Genomic DNA, 16,434 nt, shown 5'->3' on the forward strand with positions numbered 1-16,434 from the left:
GTTTAGTATTTATATTTCGATAGTTAAATGTTTCTTTTAAGAATTTAATTATTTTGCACTGCAATTTAAGGAAGCAAATAAAATGAAACTAACTTTTACAGCACTTATTCTCATCGCATTATCACAAACTTTTTATTCACAGGATTTACCGAATTGGCTGACCGAAGAAGAATCAATTCTCTGGCAAAATTATCATTATCCGGTCAATCCGCTATTCTCTGATCCACCTCCTTTACCTGTTCGAGGTATGGCTGAGTGGGAAGAATTACAGGGAATTATTATAACGTGGACTTCATTCACAAGTATCCTTCGTCAAATTGTGGATTATGCACAGGAGGAAGTACAGGTTTTTATCATTTGCAGTGATTCGAACTCAGTGAAAACTTATTTGCAGGCAGGTGGCGTACCGCTTTACAATATAAAATATCTTATAACATCTTTTAATTCTATCTGGGTGCGGGATTACGGACCGTGGACAGCATACACTAATGATATAGACACACTGAATATAATTGATTGGATTTACAACAGACCAAGACCTCAGGATGATGTAACTCCTGTTTTCTTTGCAAACTATATAAATTCACCGATCTATCAAACAACAACTCCACCATACGATCTCGTGCATACTGGCGGTAATTTAATGGTTGACGGTCATGGAACGGCTTTCTCATCAAAATTAATTTTAAATGAAAATGCATCTAAGTCTGAGGCACAGATCGATGAGATTATGAATAAGTTTTTAGGGATTGATAGATATATAAAAATGAATACTCTGCCATACGATGTTATTCATCACATCGATATGCATATGAAACTTCTTGATGAAGAAACATTGCTCGTGGGTGAATATCCTACCGGTGTTGCTGATGGTCCGCAGATTGAAGCTAATTTACAATATGTGCTGAATAATTTTCAAACGTGTTTTGGCAGACCGTACAAAGTTGTTAGAATTCCAATGCCTCCGGAAGGTGGCCAATATCCTCCGTCTGGCGATTATCGTACGTATACAAATTCGATGATCATTAATAAAACTGTAATTATCCCAACGTATGAACTTCAATACGACACGACTGCGTTTCGAATTTACAGGGAAGCAATGCCCGGTTATAATATTCTTGGAATAAACTCAAATGCAATTATTCCTTCGCTTGGGACGATACATTGTATTGTAAAGGAAGTTGGAGCATTTGACCCAATCTGGATTTCACATCCGAAAATGGAAGAGGAAATAGAAACTCCCGATTCAATACCAATCACGGCAGTAATCAAATCAAAATTTGATATTGTTGATGCTTCTGTCTTTTGGACATCAGATACTTCGCAGGGATTCAATGCAGCAGAAATGCAATTTAATGGTGATACAGCAGTAGGATATATTCCTGCGCAATCCGATAGCACGGAAATATTTTACTACATATCAGCTACTTCAAACAGAGGAAAGACAATTACAAAACCGATAGTTGCACCTGATGGATTTTATAAATTCCTCGTCATAAATTCAGTAACAAATATCGCGGACAATTCTCAGCCTGAAGAATTTTATTTATCTCAGAATTATCCAAACCCATTTAATCCATCGACAAAAATTAAATTCACTCTTCCATCTGTCATTGCGAGCGGAGCGAAGCAATCTCAATTCGTTTTTCTGAAGGTTTATGACATACTGGGCAATGAAGTTGCTACTTTAGTGAATGAAGAAAGACCAGCAGGTACTTATGAAGTTAATTTCGATGCAGCTGAATTACCGAGTGGAGTTTATTTCTATCAATTAAAGGCTAACTCGTTCATTGAAACAAAGAAGATGCTTCTGCTAAAGTAATTCCAATGCACCTTAAAGCTAAACAGTACATAAAACAGCTTCAGTTAAAAAAACATCCCGAAGGTGGTTACTTTAAGGAAGTTTATCGTTCCGGTGAATTGATTTTACCCGGGCATTTACCGGCGCGATACAGGTCATCTAGAAACTTTTCAACTTCAATCTATTTTCTTCTCGAAGGAAAACAATTTTCTGCGTTTCATCTTTTACAGTCAGATGAACTCTGGCACTTTTACGATGGATGTCGGGTCATCATCTATATCATAAACCAAAAGGGAGAGCTCACGAGAAAAAAATTGGGAAAGAAAAAAGACTGTGAGCTTCAGATTGCAATTGAAAAGCAAAACTGGTTTGCTGCCGAGATCGAGGATAAAAAATCTTTTGCGCTATTCGGTTGTACTGTATCCCCCGGATTTGACTTCGAAGATTTTCAAATGGGAAGCAGAGAACTTTTATCCGAAAGATTTCCTCTGCATAAAAAGTTGATTCATCGACTGACAAAACCAATTCGTTCAAAATCTTGAACATTTACTTTGGTAATGTGATACTAAAATTCTGCCCAATATTAAATCTTCATAGGATATATATTTTCCTTGCAAATTAGCTTCTTTGAAGTAAATTTTGCATCAATGAAAATAATGTTTTGGAAAGAATCTCATCGAATTAAAGAAGGATATCTTATAGAAAAATTTCTACAATTTTTTATTAGTTAAATACAGATATATCCTTAAGAGAAAATTCATCAAACACAGGATCCTAAATCTGGCTAAAGAGATTCTTCGCATCATTATGTTCGCTGGTGTGATCTTTTTTGCGGGAATCAATCTTGGATTCCGCTCACCGCAAAAGCCCAACCTGAACCATCCGTTGTGGTTCAATGCCGTTTTTCAAACGGTTCAGGCGGAGTATGCTCAAACTCTTCAACAAGAAAAACAACTAGAATTAACTAACAGCTCATTACAGCCGGAAAATTCAAGTGCATCCTTAAACCTGATGGATTATATACTTCCTCCTGAAACCCCGGGAGAATTGAAATTCGACTTCGAAATTCCTGAATTAGATTCCGGGGAAGAAAAGATCAAAGAAGAAGAAATCGTTCTTGATCCCGCTGAAATACCAAAAGATTCAACAGAGATTTTACCAGATACTTTGTTAGCAAAAGAAGATACTGTAAAAATTGATTGGAGAACTTTAGATTCCACAGCAAGACTTGCTCAATTCAGATTTCAACGAGAAGAAAAATCTTACGTTGATGCAGGAGAAAAAAAGCAATCGAAGTTTTTTGCTCAACCGACATCAAACTACAAACAGCGAACTGTTAAGATTGATTCAACTGGACAATTTGTTGAAGTCCGTGAAAAAATTGGATCGCACGAACCAAAATTGGTACTCAGGATGTCTCTCGAAGATTATGTTAATTTGAAACTTGCATTGAAAGAAAGAGATGATTGGGAAAAACTTGCTTATGCGTACGAATTAAAAAGCGGAACTGTAGGACTTGGTGAGCTGATTACTAGTTTCACTGATTTTGAAATACCACTTCCAAGTGTTGGTGTACTCAGTATTTTTGGTGAACCAAAAATAAGTTTGAAGATCGGTGGTTCTGTTCAGATTCATGGTGCGTGGAGAAGTGAAACTACTGAGGGTGTAACTGCTAATCGACTCGGTAATACTAGGAATGAACCCGACTTCAAACAGCAGGTGCAAATAAATGTTAGCGGTACAATTGGTGATAAACTGAACATCAATGCTGACTGGAACACCGAGCGAACATTCGAATATGAGAACCAGCTTAAGATAAAATACACCGGCTACGAAGATGAAATAATCCAGAGCATTGAAGCAGGAAACGTATCAATGCAGACCCCATCCCTAGTTGGCGGTGCGGAAGCTCTCTTTGGAGTGAAAGCATTATTCCAGATGGGTCCATTCAAGCTGACAACTCTCGCGAGCCAGAAAAAAGGTGAAACAAAAGAAGTAGCGGTATCAGGTGGTTCTACTTCGCAGGAATATTCAATCCGAGCATATGATTATTCTGAGAATCATTATTTTGTGGATAAAGTTTATGCTGATCGTAACCTGAATATATTTGAGAATTTTTACAGCAATATTCCTTCACAGTACGATCCGCTATACAACATCAATGAAATTGAAGTTTGGAAGTCTATCAATCAAATTGTAGCTGATCAATCAAAAATTAGATACGCAAATTGCTTTATCGATTTGCCAACTCTTAATGATGTTGGAGGTTCATATCCCGCATCCTACAAGCAGCCGCTTGAAAATCCTGTTGCTGGAAGAGAGGAAACAGGAAGATTTTTGAAGCTTGAAGAAGGAACAGATTATGTACTTCATCCTGAAACCGGATTTCTTTCATTCAAAACTGCATTGAATGAACAGGATGTAATTGCAGTTGCCTTCAAGCAAGGTCCGGGAAACGTAAATACTTACGGACAATTTTTAAATACAGTAACGCAAAATGATACTCTGACTCTGTTAGTCCTGAAACTTGTCAAGCCAAGAAACCTTCAACCGACTTATGATGAAGCATGGAGTCTGAGACTGAAAAACATTTATCCAACCGGTGCGCGAAATGTTAAGCAGGAAGGATTCGAATTCAAAATAAAATATGAAGTAGTTGGCCAGGAACCTACCGAAGAAGTTCAAACTCCAAATGGAAATGTGAGGTTAATCCAGGCATTTGGATTTGACCAGCAGGGATCCGGTGGAAGTCCTGTACCTGATAACGTTTTTGATTGGAGAGTTGGTTTAACAATCTTTCCTGAAACCGGGGAAATTATCTTCCCAACACTCGAACCATTCGGACGAGATATTCCTGTCGGACTTGAAGACAGAGTTTATCAATCAATTTATGATACATCTAAAACTTATGCACGTCAGGATAAAGGTCCTGATAAATGGGTCTTTGCAGGAAAGAATACGGGAACAAGCTCAGCCACTTATCAGCTTGGATTTAATATAGTAGAAAACTCTGTTAAAGTTCGTTTGAACGGAAGAGAGTTGAGAGAAGGAACTGACTATACTGTTGATTACAATATCGGTCAGTTGACGATTCGTAATGAAGCAGCGCTTGTACCGGGAGCTGATTTGAAAATTACTTATGAACAAAATGACCTGTTTCAGCTTGCATCAAAAACATTGCTCGGTGCAAGAGGTGTTTATGATTTCTCTGACAAAACACAGCTAGGTTTTACAATTATGAATTTGAACCAGGAAACATTAAGCGACAAAGTAAGAATTGGCGAGGAACCACTCAGCAACACGATCTATGGACTTGATTTCAAAACGAGTGCTGATCTTCCATTCCTGACAAGCGCACTTGATAACATTATTTCTACAAAAGAGATGTCCAATTTTACTTTCAATGGTGAATATGCTTATATGTCTCCTGATCCTAATACAAAGAAAAGCACCATACCTGCAGATGCCGGACAAAGTATTGCTTACATAGACGACTTTGAAGGAGCGAAAAGAACAATTCCTCTTGGAGTTAGTTACACTGGATGGAAAGACCTTAGTGTTCCTGAAGGATTGAATATTATTGGCGGTTTACCGAGATCGGATCGAATGGACTATAAAGCAAAGAGTATCTGGTTTACTATCACTCCATCCGATGTCACCGTTGACAGTATTTATGGAGGAAGAAAACAAGTTGCGCGTTCAGATCAGCAGATAACTGTGCTGGATTATGTCTTTGTTCCGGATACACCCGGTACTTATAACTGGAATCCTGATCTTGCTCAGAAACAAAATAACTGGGGCGGTATGCAGAGGCTACTTTCTTCAACCGCGAATAACTTAGTTGAGCAGAACATTGAGTTCATTGAATTCTGGATGCAGATCAAAAATGCTCCTGTTGGTGCTTCTTTAAATATCGATCTTGGTGTCATAAGTGAAGATGTAATTCCAAATAACAAACTTGATACTGAAGACAAAAACCTGAATGATGCAATTGATGAAGGCGAAGATACCGGTATTGATGGCGAATTTGATGCTCAGGAACGAATTACTCACCCTAATGGAAAATCAGATCCAAGCTCGGATAACTTTTCATTTCCACCGCAAATAACATCAATTTTTGATTATTTCAATATAAACGGTACTGAGGGAAACGCTGAATTAACCGATGTTGGATTACTTCCGGATACCGAAGATTTAAATCGAAATGGTTCTGTCGATCTTGCGAATAATTATTATCGATACACAGTACCTCTCTCAATTGATACAGCGTCGAACCCATTTATTGCCGGAGGTGGCTGGACATCTTCCAACTGGTTTTTATACAGAATACCATTGAAAGATACATCAGGAGTGTTCGGTAGCCCAAGTTTCTCAAATGTTGAAACAATAAGAATGTACATCCAGGGTGTTGATTCTCTGGTGTGGGTAAGGATAACTGAATTTAATTTGGTTGGAAATCAATGGCAAAAATTGTTAGTTGAAGATTCAACACTTTCAGTTTCTACAGTTAGTTATGAAGAGAACCAAAGATATACAAGTCCTCCCGGGGTTTTCAGAGAGAGAGACAGAACGCGTCCTGACGAAGAAATTTATAATAATGAACAGGCACTTAGTTTAATTTATAATAAACTGCCTGAAGGCGAATCGCGTGAAGCAGTTAAATATTTGTTCAGACCTCTGGATGTATTCAGTTATAAGGAGATGAAATTATACATCCATGGCGATACTGAAAAAGAATCCGGAGGTTTATCGTATACCGATCCTATTACCGGTAAATATTCTTCTGAGGCATTCTTCCGTTTTGGTACTGACACCGCAAACTACTACGAATACCGTCAGCCTGTGGATTCCGGCTGGACAAGCATCTCAATTAATTTTAGTGAAATTTCTGCACTAAAACAGGCAACTCCTGATTCAGCTACTGGTTTGGTGAAAATTCCGGTGCCGGGAGCGCCGGGACATTTCTATGTTGTAAAAGGTAATCCCACTTTAACTGCAATAAAATTTCTTTCATTTGGAGTTTTTAATATTGATGATCCAACTTTTAATTCTGGCCCTTTATCTGGTGAAGTATGGGTAAACGAATTAAGAGTAGTTGGTGCTGACGATACTCCTGGAGCAGCATTCACGTTTAATACGTCGTTGAAGTTTGCAGATTTGATGACAGTTAATTTTAATGCTAGCCATACTGATCCGTATTTCCATCGATTATCTGAGAGGTTTGGCTCAAGAGTAGAAAACCAGAACTGGGCAGTGTCAACTGATCTAGATGTTCTGAAACTAGTTCCGTTCAATATGCGGGAAAGCAATCTTAAGGTGAGTTATTCACATACAGAATCACTCGGCAAACCACTTTATATTCCCGGTACAGATGTCAAAGTTGATGAAGCTGCAAAACAATTGGAAAATACAGAACCGGATTCATTAGGGAACAAACAAACTCCGGAACAACTTTATCTGGAAACGCAAACGCTGACAGTTACGAACACAATTTCATCTTCAAACATTAAATTAAAACTTCCAACAGACGTATGGTATGTAAGAGATACATGGAATTCATTAAGCTTTGGTTTCAATTACAATAACCGGTTTAATCGAAGTCCAACTGTACTGGAATCAACAAGCTGGTTGTGGAATGCGTCTACTAACTATGCGTTTAATTTTAGTCCGGATTTGTACATCAAATTATCTGATCTGCCGGTTGTGGGAATTGTATTTTCAATCTTTAAAGATTACAAAGACCTGAAGATTTACTTTGCACCACAGAACTTCAGTGCGAACGTAACCGCTAATCGAAATCGGAACAGCAATCAAACCAGACCAAGACCAGGAATTCCAACAGAACCGATTGTATCACAGGATTTTACAACCGGAAGAGGGTTTAGCTTCAACTGGAAACTCACTGAAGGCGGATTGTTAAATCTTAATGTTAACTATAATGTAAATATGAATTCTTCACTTGCCAATCTTCTGCTTGACTCAACGGGAGCAGAACGAACAGAAGGTGATATTTGGAATGATATTGTTGGTGGTGCAGGATTTGGACAGGATTATCGTTACCAGCAGAGTTTTGATTTAAGAACATCTCCAAAACTTCCAGCGTTGTGGGATATTAATAGGTATTTCACTCTCAATGCAGGATATTCTGTTGGCTACAGATGGGATTACGATCTTCGTCAGGAAGATATCGGACGAAGTGCAGGGAACACACAAAAGTTTACTGCTGGAATGGTTCTCCGTTGGAAGTCGTTAACAGAACCATTGTTTGCAACGGAAGATTCTAAAAGCGAAACGGATAAAAAGTTAGAAGTTGACAAAGGAGAAACTGATGACAGTTCAAATGTTGTCGTAGGTGACAAACCATCCTCTATCAGCAGAGCATTTCAGTTTTTTGTGTCAGCGATTAAATACGTCTTCTTTGATTGGGATAATTTCACAACAAATTACAGTCACGATTACAGCGTTTCTAAGTCCGGAATTAAAGGGAGAGGAACCGGTTTCTATAACTTTTTGGGGTATTACCCAGAGTGATGATAACGGACCTTCACGAGCGTTTCAGCTTGGATTGAGCAGTGATGTCGGTCCGCGGGCATTTTCACCAAATGCTAATACAAATCTCAGCGATCTTTACACAGAAAAGAACAGCATCGATTTTAAAACTGCACGACCTTTGTGGGAAGGTGCAAAGATCGACATCAACTGGAATGTGAACTGGTCGCAAAATAAAAATGTGTCACTCAATGCTGATGGATTTGGCAATATTACAATTACAAATACCACAGCAACAGGAAGTCTGACAAGATCGTTTCTCTCATTGCCGCCAAGTTTGCCTTTAGTTGAATCAGGAATTCAAAAAGTTTTTGCTTTGTATAATCCGAACGCGGCTGATCCGAGAAAAAGTCTATCCGATGCTTTCGTAGAAGGATTTGAAACTCTGCCGATACTTTCCGGTTTACCAATGTTCGAAGATGTTAATGAATATATTCCAAGAGCAAACTGGAGATTGACTTGGGATGGGCTGGAAAAAATTCTTTTCTTCAAATCGCTGGCTCAGCGTATTTCGCTTGAACATGCGTATAGCTCTTCATACACTGAAGGCTGGAAACTATCCGCAGAAGGTAACCAGGAAATTCAAACACAACGTGTTGAATACGGATTTACTCCTTTTGTTGGACTGAATATTACTTTTGGTCAGGTCTGGGATGGAAACCTTAACGGCAGCATTAAGTTTTCATCACGAACAACCTATGATTTAAGTGCAAGTACGACAAACATTAACGAGACGCTTTCAAGGGATATTGGTTTTACTGCAAGCTTCTCAAAAGCTGGATTTGAAGTGCCATTATTCGGAGTATCATTGAAAAATGATGTTGAATTTTTGATCTCATATACGAGTACAAAAAATTCAGTGGTAAGATATGAGATGAATAACTTTACTGAAGACGGTATTCCTCAGGATGGAACAACAAGAACCACTATCGAACCACGAATTAAATATACGATCAGCTCAAAGGTCTCATTATCAATTTATTACAAACGATCTACGGTTGAACCGGAAGGAGCTGCACGAATTCCTCCTACGACAACTAATGAAGCCGGTCTCGATGTAAATATTGTTATACAATAATTACATCGTATCATTTATTCCTGCTTTTACATAATTTAACTATTCAAATAATCAGAATACTAAGCAAGAAAAGAGAAATTAATGAATAAAAAGAAGCTGCTCTGGGTTGATGACGAGATAGATTTATTAAGATCGCATATAATTTTTCTCTCAGAAAAAGGTTACGAAGTTGATACGGCAATGAACGGCGCTGATGCAATTGAATCAGTCAAAGAAAAAAATTATGATCTTATTTTTCTTGATGAAATGATGGCGGGAATGGGAGGCCTGGAAACACTTGCACGAATAAAAGATATTAACCAGAGTATTCCCGTTGTTATGATAACCAAGAGTGAAGAAGAAAGCCTGATGAATGATGCTATCGGCGGAAGGATTTCTGATTATTTAACAAAACCGGTTAATCCAAGCCAGGTGTTGCTAGTATGTAAAAAAATTCTTGAAGGCAAAAAAATTTCCGGGCAGTATGCTGCCAAAGATTATCTTCAGGATTTTAATCAGATATCGCAATCATTAACGAGTAATCCGGATTTTGCTGAATGGATTGAGTTATATTTAAAGCTCGTCAACTGGGAGGTTGAACTTGACGTCCACCCAGAAATTGGTTTGCAGCAAACACTTAACGATCAAAAGCGCGAAGCGAACAAGGAATTTTCCAAGTTTGTTGAGAAGAACTACCGGAGCTGGATAAACTCTATGGGGAATGTCGATGCACCAACTCTTACTCCCGAAATTACAGAGAAGTATGTGCTCAATCATTTGAAAGTCGATGGACCTTCAGTATTTTATTTTGTGCTGGATTGTTTAAGGATGGATCAATGGCTGGTTCTTGAAAAGCATCTTCGAGATTTATTTAAGATTGAAAAAGATTATTACTATGCAATACTTCCGACTTCAACTCCATATGCCCGGAATTCATTGTTCAGCGGGTTGTTTCCATCTGAAATAGAAAAATATTATCCTGATTTGTGGTCAGGGAATGATGACGATGAAAACAGTATGAATAAATATGAAAAAGAATTATTGCAGCTTCTGTTAAATAGAAAACGAATTAATCTCAGAAATGATCTGAAGTATATAAAAATAATTGATCCGGAAGTCGGGAGAAACTTTGAACAAAACATTCTTTCGTATAAAAATAATCATTTCACCGCCGTCGTTGTAAATTTTCTTGATATGATTGCACACGGAAGATCCGATTCAGATATCCTTAAAGAAATTGCACCTGATGAGCCAGCTTATCGTTCACTAACAAATAGCTGGTTTACTCATTCATCTTTGCTTGGCACTTTCAAAGCCATATCTAAAATGGAGAATGTAAAAATTATTATTACCACTGATCACGGCAGCATTCGTTCTCTGCGCGGGGCAAAAGTACTTGGTGATAGGGAAGCATCAACTAATTTAAGATTTAAGTACGGCAGAAATCTGAAAGTTGATGATAAGCACGCTGTATACATTAAAAATTCTCAGGAATATAAACTACCAAAACGTGGCGTGACTATAAATTATATTATCGCTAAAGAAGATTACTATTTTGTCTATCCAACTGATTATCATAAATATCTGAGTTACTACAAAGACACTTTTCAGCATGGAGGAATATCACTCGAAGAAATGATACTTCCAGTTATCACTATGGAGCCAAAGTAAATTGATAATTTATCCTTCAAAAATCAAAACGAGAAACGAAGCTGAATCAGTTTCTCTCGCAGCTGATTTTATGAAATTCTGTTCACAAGGTGATAGAATTGTTTTAAATGGTGACCTTGGTGCAGGGAAAACTTTTTTTATTAAAGCTGCTCTTGCCTCAGTTGGAATTGTAAATGCCAGCAGTCCATCTTTCGCTATTGTGAATGAATACCAAAACAGTTCTCATATTTATCACTTTGACTTTTACCGCTTAAAAAATTTCAAAGAGTTGTATGACATTGGCTGGCAGGATTATTTAAACGATGACGAATCAATCATTTTCATTGAATGGGGCAATCGCTTCAATTCAATTTTACCGGCAAAAAGAATTGAGATCAACATTTTTACATTGGCCGGTTCAGAAAGGGAATTCAGTTTTGAAAAAATCGGATGACGGTAAACCAATTCTTGCAATTGAAACTTCGGAAAATGTCTGCGGCGTTTGTGTTTACTTTTCTGATGAAAAATATTTTTCTTCTTCTATAAATCTGAGACATTCTCATTCGGAAAAAATTTTTGAGATTATTAAAAACTTATTTCAAGCTGCGAAAGTAAACTCAACTGATCTAGATTCCATTGCAGTTTCTGAAGGTCCCGGTTCTTTCACAGGTTTACGGATAGGATTTTCAGCAGCAAAAGGAATTGCACATGAAGCGAATTTGCCCATCATACCCGTTCCAACATACGAAGCATTTGCATTTCAACTATCAACAATTTTAGAAAATAATGCTGATTTCATCATCTCTAATAAAGTAAGTAAAGATGAGGTCTATTTTACAAGGTTTCAAATTAGAGGCAATAATTATATATTTGGTGAGCAATTAACCATATTAACCAATGAGCTTTTCATTCAAAAAGCTGAGGGTTACAGAGTATTTGGTAATTCCGGAGTGTTAGTTGGGCAAGAAAATAAATTTCCCCAGGTTCCTGACCCATTATTTATAGCCAAATGGGCTTCAGAATTTGGCAAGGAAAAAAGAATTTTTAATTACGACTTTTTAGAACCAAATTATTTAAAAGAATTTATAATAAAGGAGAAAAGTAAATGATAAAGAACGTTCTGCTTTCATTCTTTTTATTTTCATCATTACTATTTGCTCAACTCATGCAGCCGCAATTAATTCTTCAGCAAAAAGAATTTGATTTTGGTGATATTAAGCAAGGAGAAGTGGTTTCACATACATTCGTATTATCGAATAACGGTGGCGATCTATTGAAAATAACAAACGTTCAGGCGTCCTGCGGTTGTACAGCTGCTGCGCCAGAGAAAAATGAACTTGGTCCTGGTGAATCAACAAATCTCACGGTAAAATTTAATTCTGCAGGCAGACTCGGAAAACAAAATAAAACAGTAAAGATTTTTTCTAATGATCCGCAGAATCCTGAAATGATAGTGACGATTCGCTGCAATATTCTAAAACCTTCAGAAGCAAATGCTGGGAATCCTTTAATTTATTTAACAGAAACTCAGCATGATTTTGGTAAAGTAAATGAAGGCGATAAGGTTAATTACACATTTAAATTTGTCAATAAAGGCTCATCAAATCTTGTAATAAAAGATATTAAAACTTCCTGTGGATGTACTGCAGCATTATTGAGTCAGGATAATTTGGCACCAGGACAGGAAGGAACTCTGAAAGTAGAACTTGATACAAAGAACAGGTCTGGAAAGATGAGTCGCACTGTAACAATTAATTCAAATGATCCAAAGGATCCGGCAAAGATTCTTACCATCTATGCCGATATTATTCGAAAAGGAAGCTAATGCCTTGGTTCAGCCGGTCTAAAGATAATATTTCACCTGATTCGCAGAAAAAAGATTTGCCAGATGGTCTCTGGGAAAAATGTCCCGGGTGTGGAGAAATAATTCACAAGAAACAGCTTGAAGCAAATCTCTGGACATGCCTTAAATGTGATCATCATTTTAGAATTGGAAGTGAAGAATATATAAATATTCTTCTCGATGAAGGAAGCTTTAAAGAGATGCACAAAAAAATGCGTTCTCCTGATCCGTTGAACTTCGTAGATACAAAAAAATATAAAGATCGACTTCACAACACCGTTAAATCATTGGGGCTTTACGAAGCCGTACGAGTTGGAACCGGTAAAATTGAAAAGAGAGAGGTTGCATTTGCCTGCATGGATTTTCAATTTATCGGTGGCAGTATGGGTTCGGTTGTTGGTGAAAAAATAGCCAGAATAATTGATAAAGCCTGTAAAGAAAAAATTCCTCTGATAATTATTTCTGAAAGCGGCGGTGCAAGAATGATGGAAGCTGCGTTTTCATTAATGCAGTTAGCTAAAACAAGTGCAAGGTTAACAAGATTAGCTGAACTTGGTATCCCGTACATTTCTCTGATTACGGATCCTACAACCGGGGGAACTACGGCGAGTTATGCAATGCTTGGCGATGTTAATATTGCAGAACCCAATGCACTAATCGGATTTGCTGGTCCAAGAGTAATAAAGCAAACTATCGGTAAAGACCTGCCTGAAGGTTTTCAAAAATCAGAATTCTTATTAGAGAAGGGATTCATCGATGTTATTGCCCACAGAAAGAATCTTCGGCAAACAATAAGCAATCTACTTGAACTGATGTCCTGAGGCAGAAATTAAAACTGTTTCATCTGCACAAGAAATTCTATCCATCGTAAAAAAAAATAAATCAGCCGGTAAAACAATCGGTTTTGTCCCAACAATGGGCTTTCTTCACGAAGGTCATCTTTCCCTTATCAGAGAATCAAAAAAAAATTGTGATATAACAGTAGTTTCAATCTTTGTTAATCCAACACAGTTTGGTCCTTCAGAAGATTTTACGAGCTATCCGAGAGATGAAGCTCGAGACATCAGACTTTTAGAAAATGAAAAAGTTGATTTTCTATTCACACCTTCAACGGAAGAAATTTATCCTAAAAATTTTCAGACTTATGTGAACGTCGAATATGTGACAAAAAATCTTGAAGGCGAATTCCGGCCTGCTCACTTTCGAGGGGTTTCCACTGTCGTGCTTATACTATTTAATTGTGTTAAACCTGATTATGCGTTCTTTGGTCAGAAAGATGCACAACAGCTTGCAGTAATTAAGCAGATGGTTAAAGATTTAAAACTTGATGTTGAAATAATTGGATGTCCGATAATCAGGGAAAATGATGGACTTGCAATGAGTTCAAGAAACGTTTACTTGTCAGCCAGCGATAGAAAGGATGCGTTAGTACTCAATCAATCATTAAATATTGCAAAGAAATTAATTGATTCTGGTGAACGAAGAGTCAGCTTTATTTTATCAGAGATGATGCAGTTATTTCCTGAAATCCCATCTGCTAAACCCGATTACATTAAAATCGTAGATGCAGATACCTTCGAATTGGTTGACCATTTGGTTGAAGGCGAAGAATATTTTGTGCTTGTTGCTTGTAAAATCGGAAAGACGAGATTGATAGATAATTTGAAAATTAAAATCTAAAAATTTTAATCTGGATTATTCAGATCATAAATCGTTTTCAAACCTTTTAAAACCAGCGCTTCATCATAAATTATCCTTTTATCCAGATAAGGAAGAACATATCTGGCATTCCCACCTGTAGCATAGATCAAAGGAAAAACTTTTGATCTATTTTCTAAATAAAAGGTTGTTTCATTTATCATTCCGATTGTTGCGGTAATTACTCCGCTAAGTATCGAAGAATCAGTCGTAGTTCCAATAATACCCTTGTATGACTTAAGTTCCGGAAGAGGAAGCTGTGCTGTTTTTTCATTCAGCGCTTTCAACATAGTAGAAAGTCCCGGGGCAATTAATCCGCCTAAATATTTTTTATCTGGAGAAACAATATTTATAGTTGTTGCAGTTCCGAAATCTATTGTTAATAGATATTGGTCATCAGAAAGTAGTTTATTTTTTACTGCTAAATTAAAAGCTCCTGATGCTGAGCAAAGTCTGTCTACCCCTAGTGTATCAGGAGTTTCATAAGCAATATCGAAATTAAATTTATTTTGACTACTGGCTCGAAATATCTGAACATTTTTAATAGAAAGTAGTTCGAGTATTTTATTTTCTGAAAACTTGTTTACAGAACTGATAGCGACATTTGTGAAACTGATGCTATCGAAATATTTATTAAAAACTTTTGAATCCGAATGAACTGTAAAGTCAATAAACGCATCACCTTCAAATAATGCGGACTTAGTATTTGTGTTCCCAATATCGAGAGCTAATAGCATTAGATAAATCCCACATCACCAAAATGAATTTTTTCAATTGAATTGTTGTGCTTGAGAATCAAGTACCCATTTTCGTCGATATCGTAAAAAATTCCTGTTTTGATTTTATCGTTTTCACTAATAGAGATTTTATCGCCGATCATTTTACACTTTGCTCTCCAATCATTCAAAATATTTTCCGGTTTACTGGAAAGTTCCAGTAGTAATTCTTCGAAATTATTCAGTATCTCAGCAAGCATATTTTCCCTGTCGATTGTATCGCCGGCTTCAAGCTTTAGTGATGTTGGTGGGAAATTGAATTCTCCTTGAAATGCTACCTGGTTCAAATTTAAACCGATGCCGATAACTACGCGTTCTACCTTGCTTCCTTTAATGGAAGATTCGGTTAATATGCCGGAAACTTTCTTTTTATTAATGAGAACATCATTTGGCCATTTCAGTTCCGTCTTCAATTGGAAAAGATTTTCAATAGCATTTGCAACTGCAAGTGAAGCAGCAAAATTAAGGTGGTTAATATTTATTGATGTAATAGATTCCTTAGTAAGTAAAATAGAAAATGTAAGATTCAATCCTTTAGCACTTTGCCACGTTCTGTCTTTTCTGCCTTTTCCGGCGAGTTGTTTCTCAGCTAGCAACACTGTTCCGTTCTTTTTATAGTTCTGCTTACCCGCAAGAAGTTCACTATTCGTTGAATCAATCTCCTCGCAATAAATAAAATTACGGCCTATTATCTCTGTTTCTAATTTTATATCGAAGTTTTCCAGGTTGAACATATTTACTCCAATCACTTTCTCAAAGTTAGCTAATTGAAAAGGAATTTTTGTCGAAAATTGGTTGCTATTTATATATTCAATTCGGATTGATTTGTGGCGACCTATTCCTGAAAATCCCACTAATTTATAGCGGGGCAAGTATGTCAGATTAAAAGACTTGCTCACCGCTTTTCACTGCCATTGTGGCAAGCTGTATGTCTCTCCAAAATTATGAGCTTTGTTCAAACTTCCTCTTAAGTCTTTATAAATAAGGGAATTATAGAAAATGATGTATTATGGCATTAATATTGGGTTATTTAAATCTTGTTTAATACAAATTTTGAAGT

Annotated in this window: 12 protein-coding genes; 10 read left to right on the forward strand and 2 right to left on the reverse strand. The window is 36.9% G+C overall.

Annotation, left to right across the window (positions count from 1 at the left end):
• Nucleotides 1–82 precede the first annotated feature (82 nt).
• From IPM14_13475 to IPM14_13520, 10 genes are all read left to right on the forward strand, one after another.
• Nucleotides 83–1,822 (forward strand): agmatine deiminase family protein, encoded by a 1,740-nt coding sequence (locus IPM14_13475; GenBank protein ID MBK9099102.1) that lies wholly within the window; start codon nucleotides 83–85, stop codon nucleotides 1,820–1,822.
• A 5-nt stretch (nucleotides 1,823–1,827) separates the two neighbouring features.
• Complete coding sequence (locus IPM14_13480; protein MBK9099103.1) at nucleotides 1,828–2,343, forward strand: cupin domain-containing protein; 516 nt, start codon at nucleotides 1,828–1,830, stop codon at nucleotides 2,341–2,343.
• Nucleotides 2,344–2,608: 265 nt separating this feature from the next.
• Complete coding sequence (gene sprA / locus IPM14_13485; protein ID MBK9099104.1) at nucleotides 2,609–8,332, forward strand: cell surface protein SprA; 5,724 nt, start codon at nucleotides 2,609–2,611, stop codon at nucleotides 8,330–8,332.
• On the forward strand, nucleotides 8,220–9,428 hold the full coding sequence (locus IPM14_13490) for a hypothetical protein (protein MBK9099105.1): 1,209 nt from the start codon (nucleotides 8,220–8,222) through the stop codon (nucleotides 9,426–9,428). The genes sprA and IPM14_13490 overlap by 113 nt, the downstream gene beginning before the upstream one ends.
• 81 nt (nucleotides 9,429–9,509) lie before the next feature.
• Entirely contained in the window at nucleotides 9,510–11,078 is a 1,569-nt protein-coding gene (locus tag IPM14_13495) for a bifunctional response regulator/alkaline phosphatase family protein (protein ID MBK9099106.1), read from the forward strand.
• A gap of 1 nt (nucleotide 11,079) precedes the next feature.
• The gene (tsaE, locus tag IPM14_13500) at nucleotides 11,080–11,511 is read left to right on the forward strand and encodes a tRNA (adenosine(37)-N6)-threonylcarbamoyltransferase complex ATPase subunit type 1 TsaE (GenBank protein ID MBK9099107.1); all 432 of its coding nucleotides are present in this window, start codon (nucleotides 11,080–11,082) and stop codon (nucleotides 11,509–11,511) included.
• Complete coding sequence (gene tsaB, locus IPM14_13505; GenBank protein MBK9099108.1) at nucleotides 11,495–12,166, forward strand: tRNA (adenosine(37)-N6)-threonylcarbamoyltransferase complex dimerization subunit type 1 TsaB; 672 nt, start codon at nucleotides 11,495–11,497, stop codon at nucleotides 12,164–12,166. The genes tsaE and tsaB overlap by 17 nt, the downstream gene beginning before the upstream one ends.
• Nucleotides 12,163–12,882, forward strand: coding sequence for a DUF1573 domain-containing protein (locus IPM14_13510; GenBank protein ID MBK9099109.1), 720 nt, complete (start codon nucleotides 12,163–12,165; stop codon nucleotides 12,880–12,882). Before tsaB ends, IPM14_13510 begins: the two co-directional genes overlap by 4 nt.
• Entirely contained in the window at nucleotides 12,882–13,721 is an 840-nt protein-coding gene (locus IPM14_13515) for an acetyl-CoA carboxylase carboxyltransferase subunit beta (protein ID MBK9099110.1), read from the forward strand. The genes IPM14_13510 and IPM14_13515 overlap by 1 nt, the downstream gene beginning before the upstream one ends.
• Before the next feature lie 7 nt (nucleotides 13,722–13,728).
• Nucleotides 13,729–14,580 (forward strand): pantoate--beta-alanine ligase, encoded by an 852-nt coding sequence (locus tag IPM14_13520; GenBank protein ID MBK9099111.1) that lies wholly within the window; start codon nucleotides 13,729–13,731, stop codon nucleotides 14,578–14,580.
• Between the two features lie 5 nt (nucleotides 14,581–14,585).
• Here the strand turns inward: IPM14_13520 and IPM14_13525 are convergent, their stop codons facing one another.
• Nucleotides 14,586–15,335: a type III pantothenate kinase gene (locus IPM14_13525; GenBank protein MBK9099112.1), complete on the reverse strand. Its 750-nt coding sequence runs from the start codon at nucleotides 15,333–15,335 to the stop codon at nucleotides 14,586–14,588.
• Nucleotides 15,335–16,108, reverse strand: a complete 774-nt coding sequence (locus tag IPM14_13530) for a biotin--[acetyl-CoA-carboxylase] ligase (GenBank protein ID MBK9099113.1) — start codon at nucleotides 16,106–16,108, stop codon at nucleotides 15,335–15,337. Before IPM14_13530 ends, IPM14_13525 begins: the two co-directional genes overlap by 1 nt.
• Nucleotides 16,109–16,434 lie beyond the last annotated feature (326 nt).

The organism is bacterium, from assembly GCA_016716565.1.
Taxonomy (GTDB): Bacteria; Bacteroidota; Ignavibacteria; order Ignavibacteriales; family Ignavibacteriaceae; genus IGN2.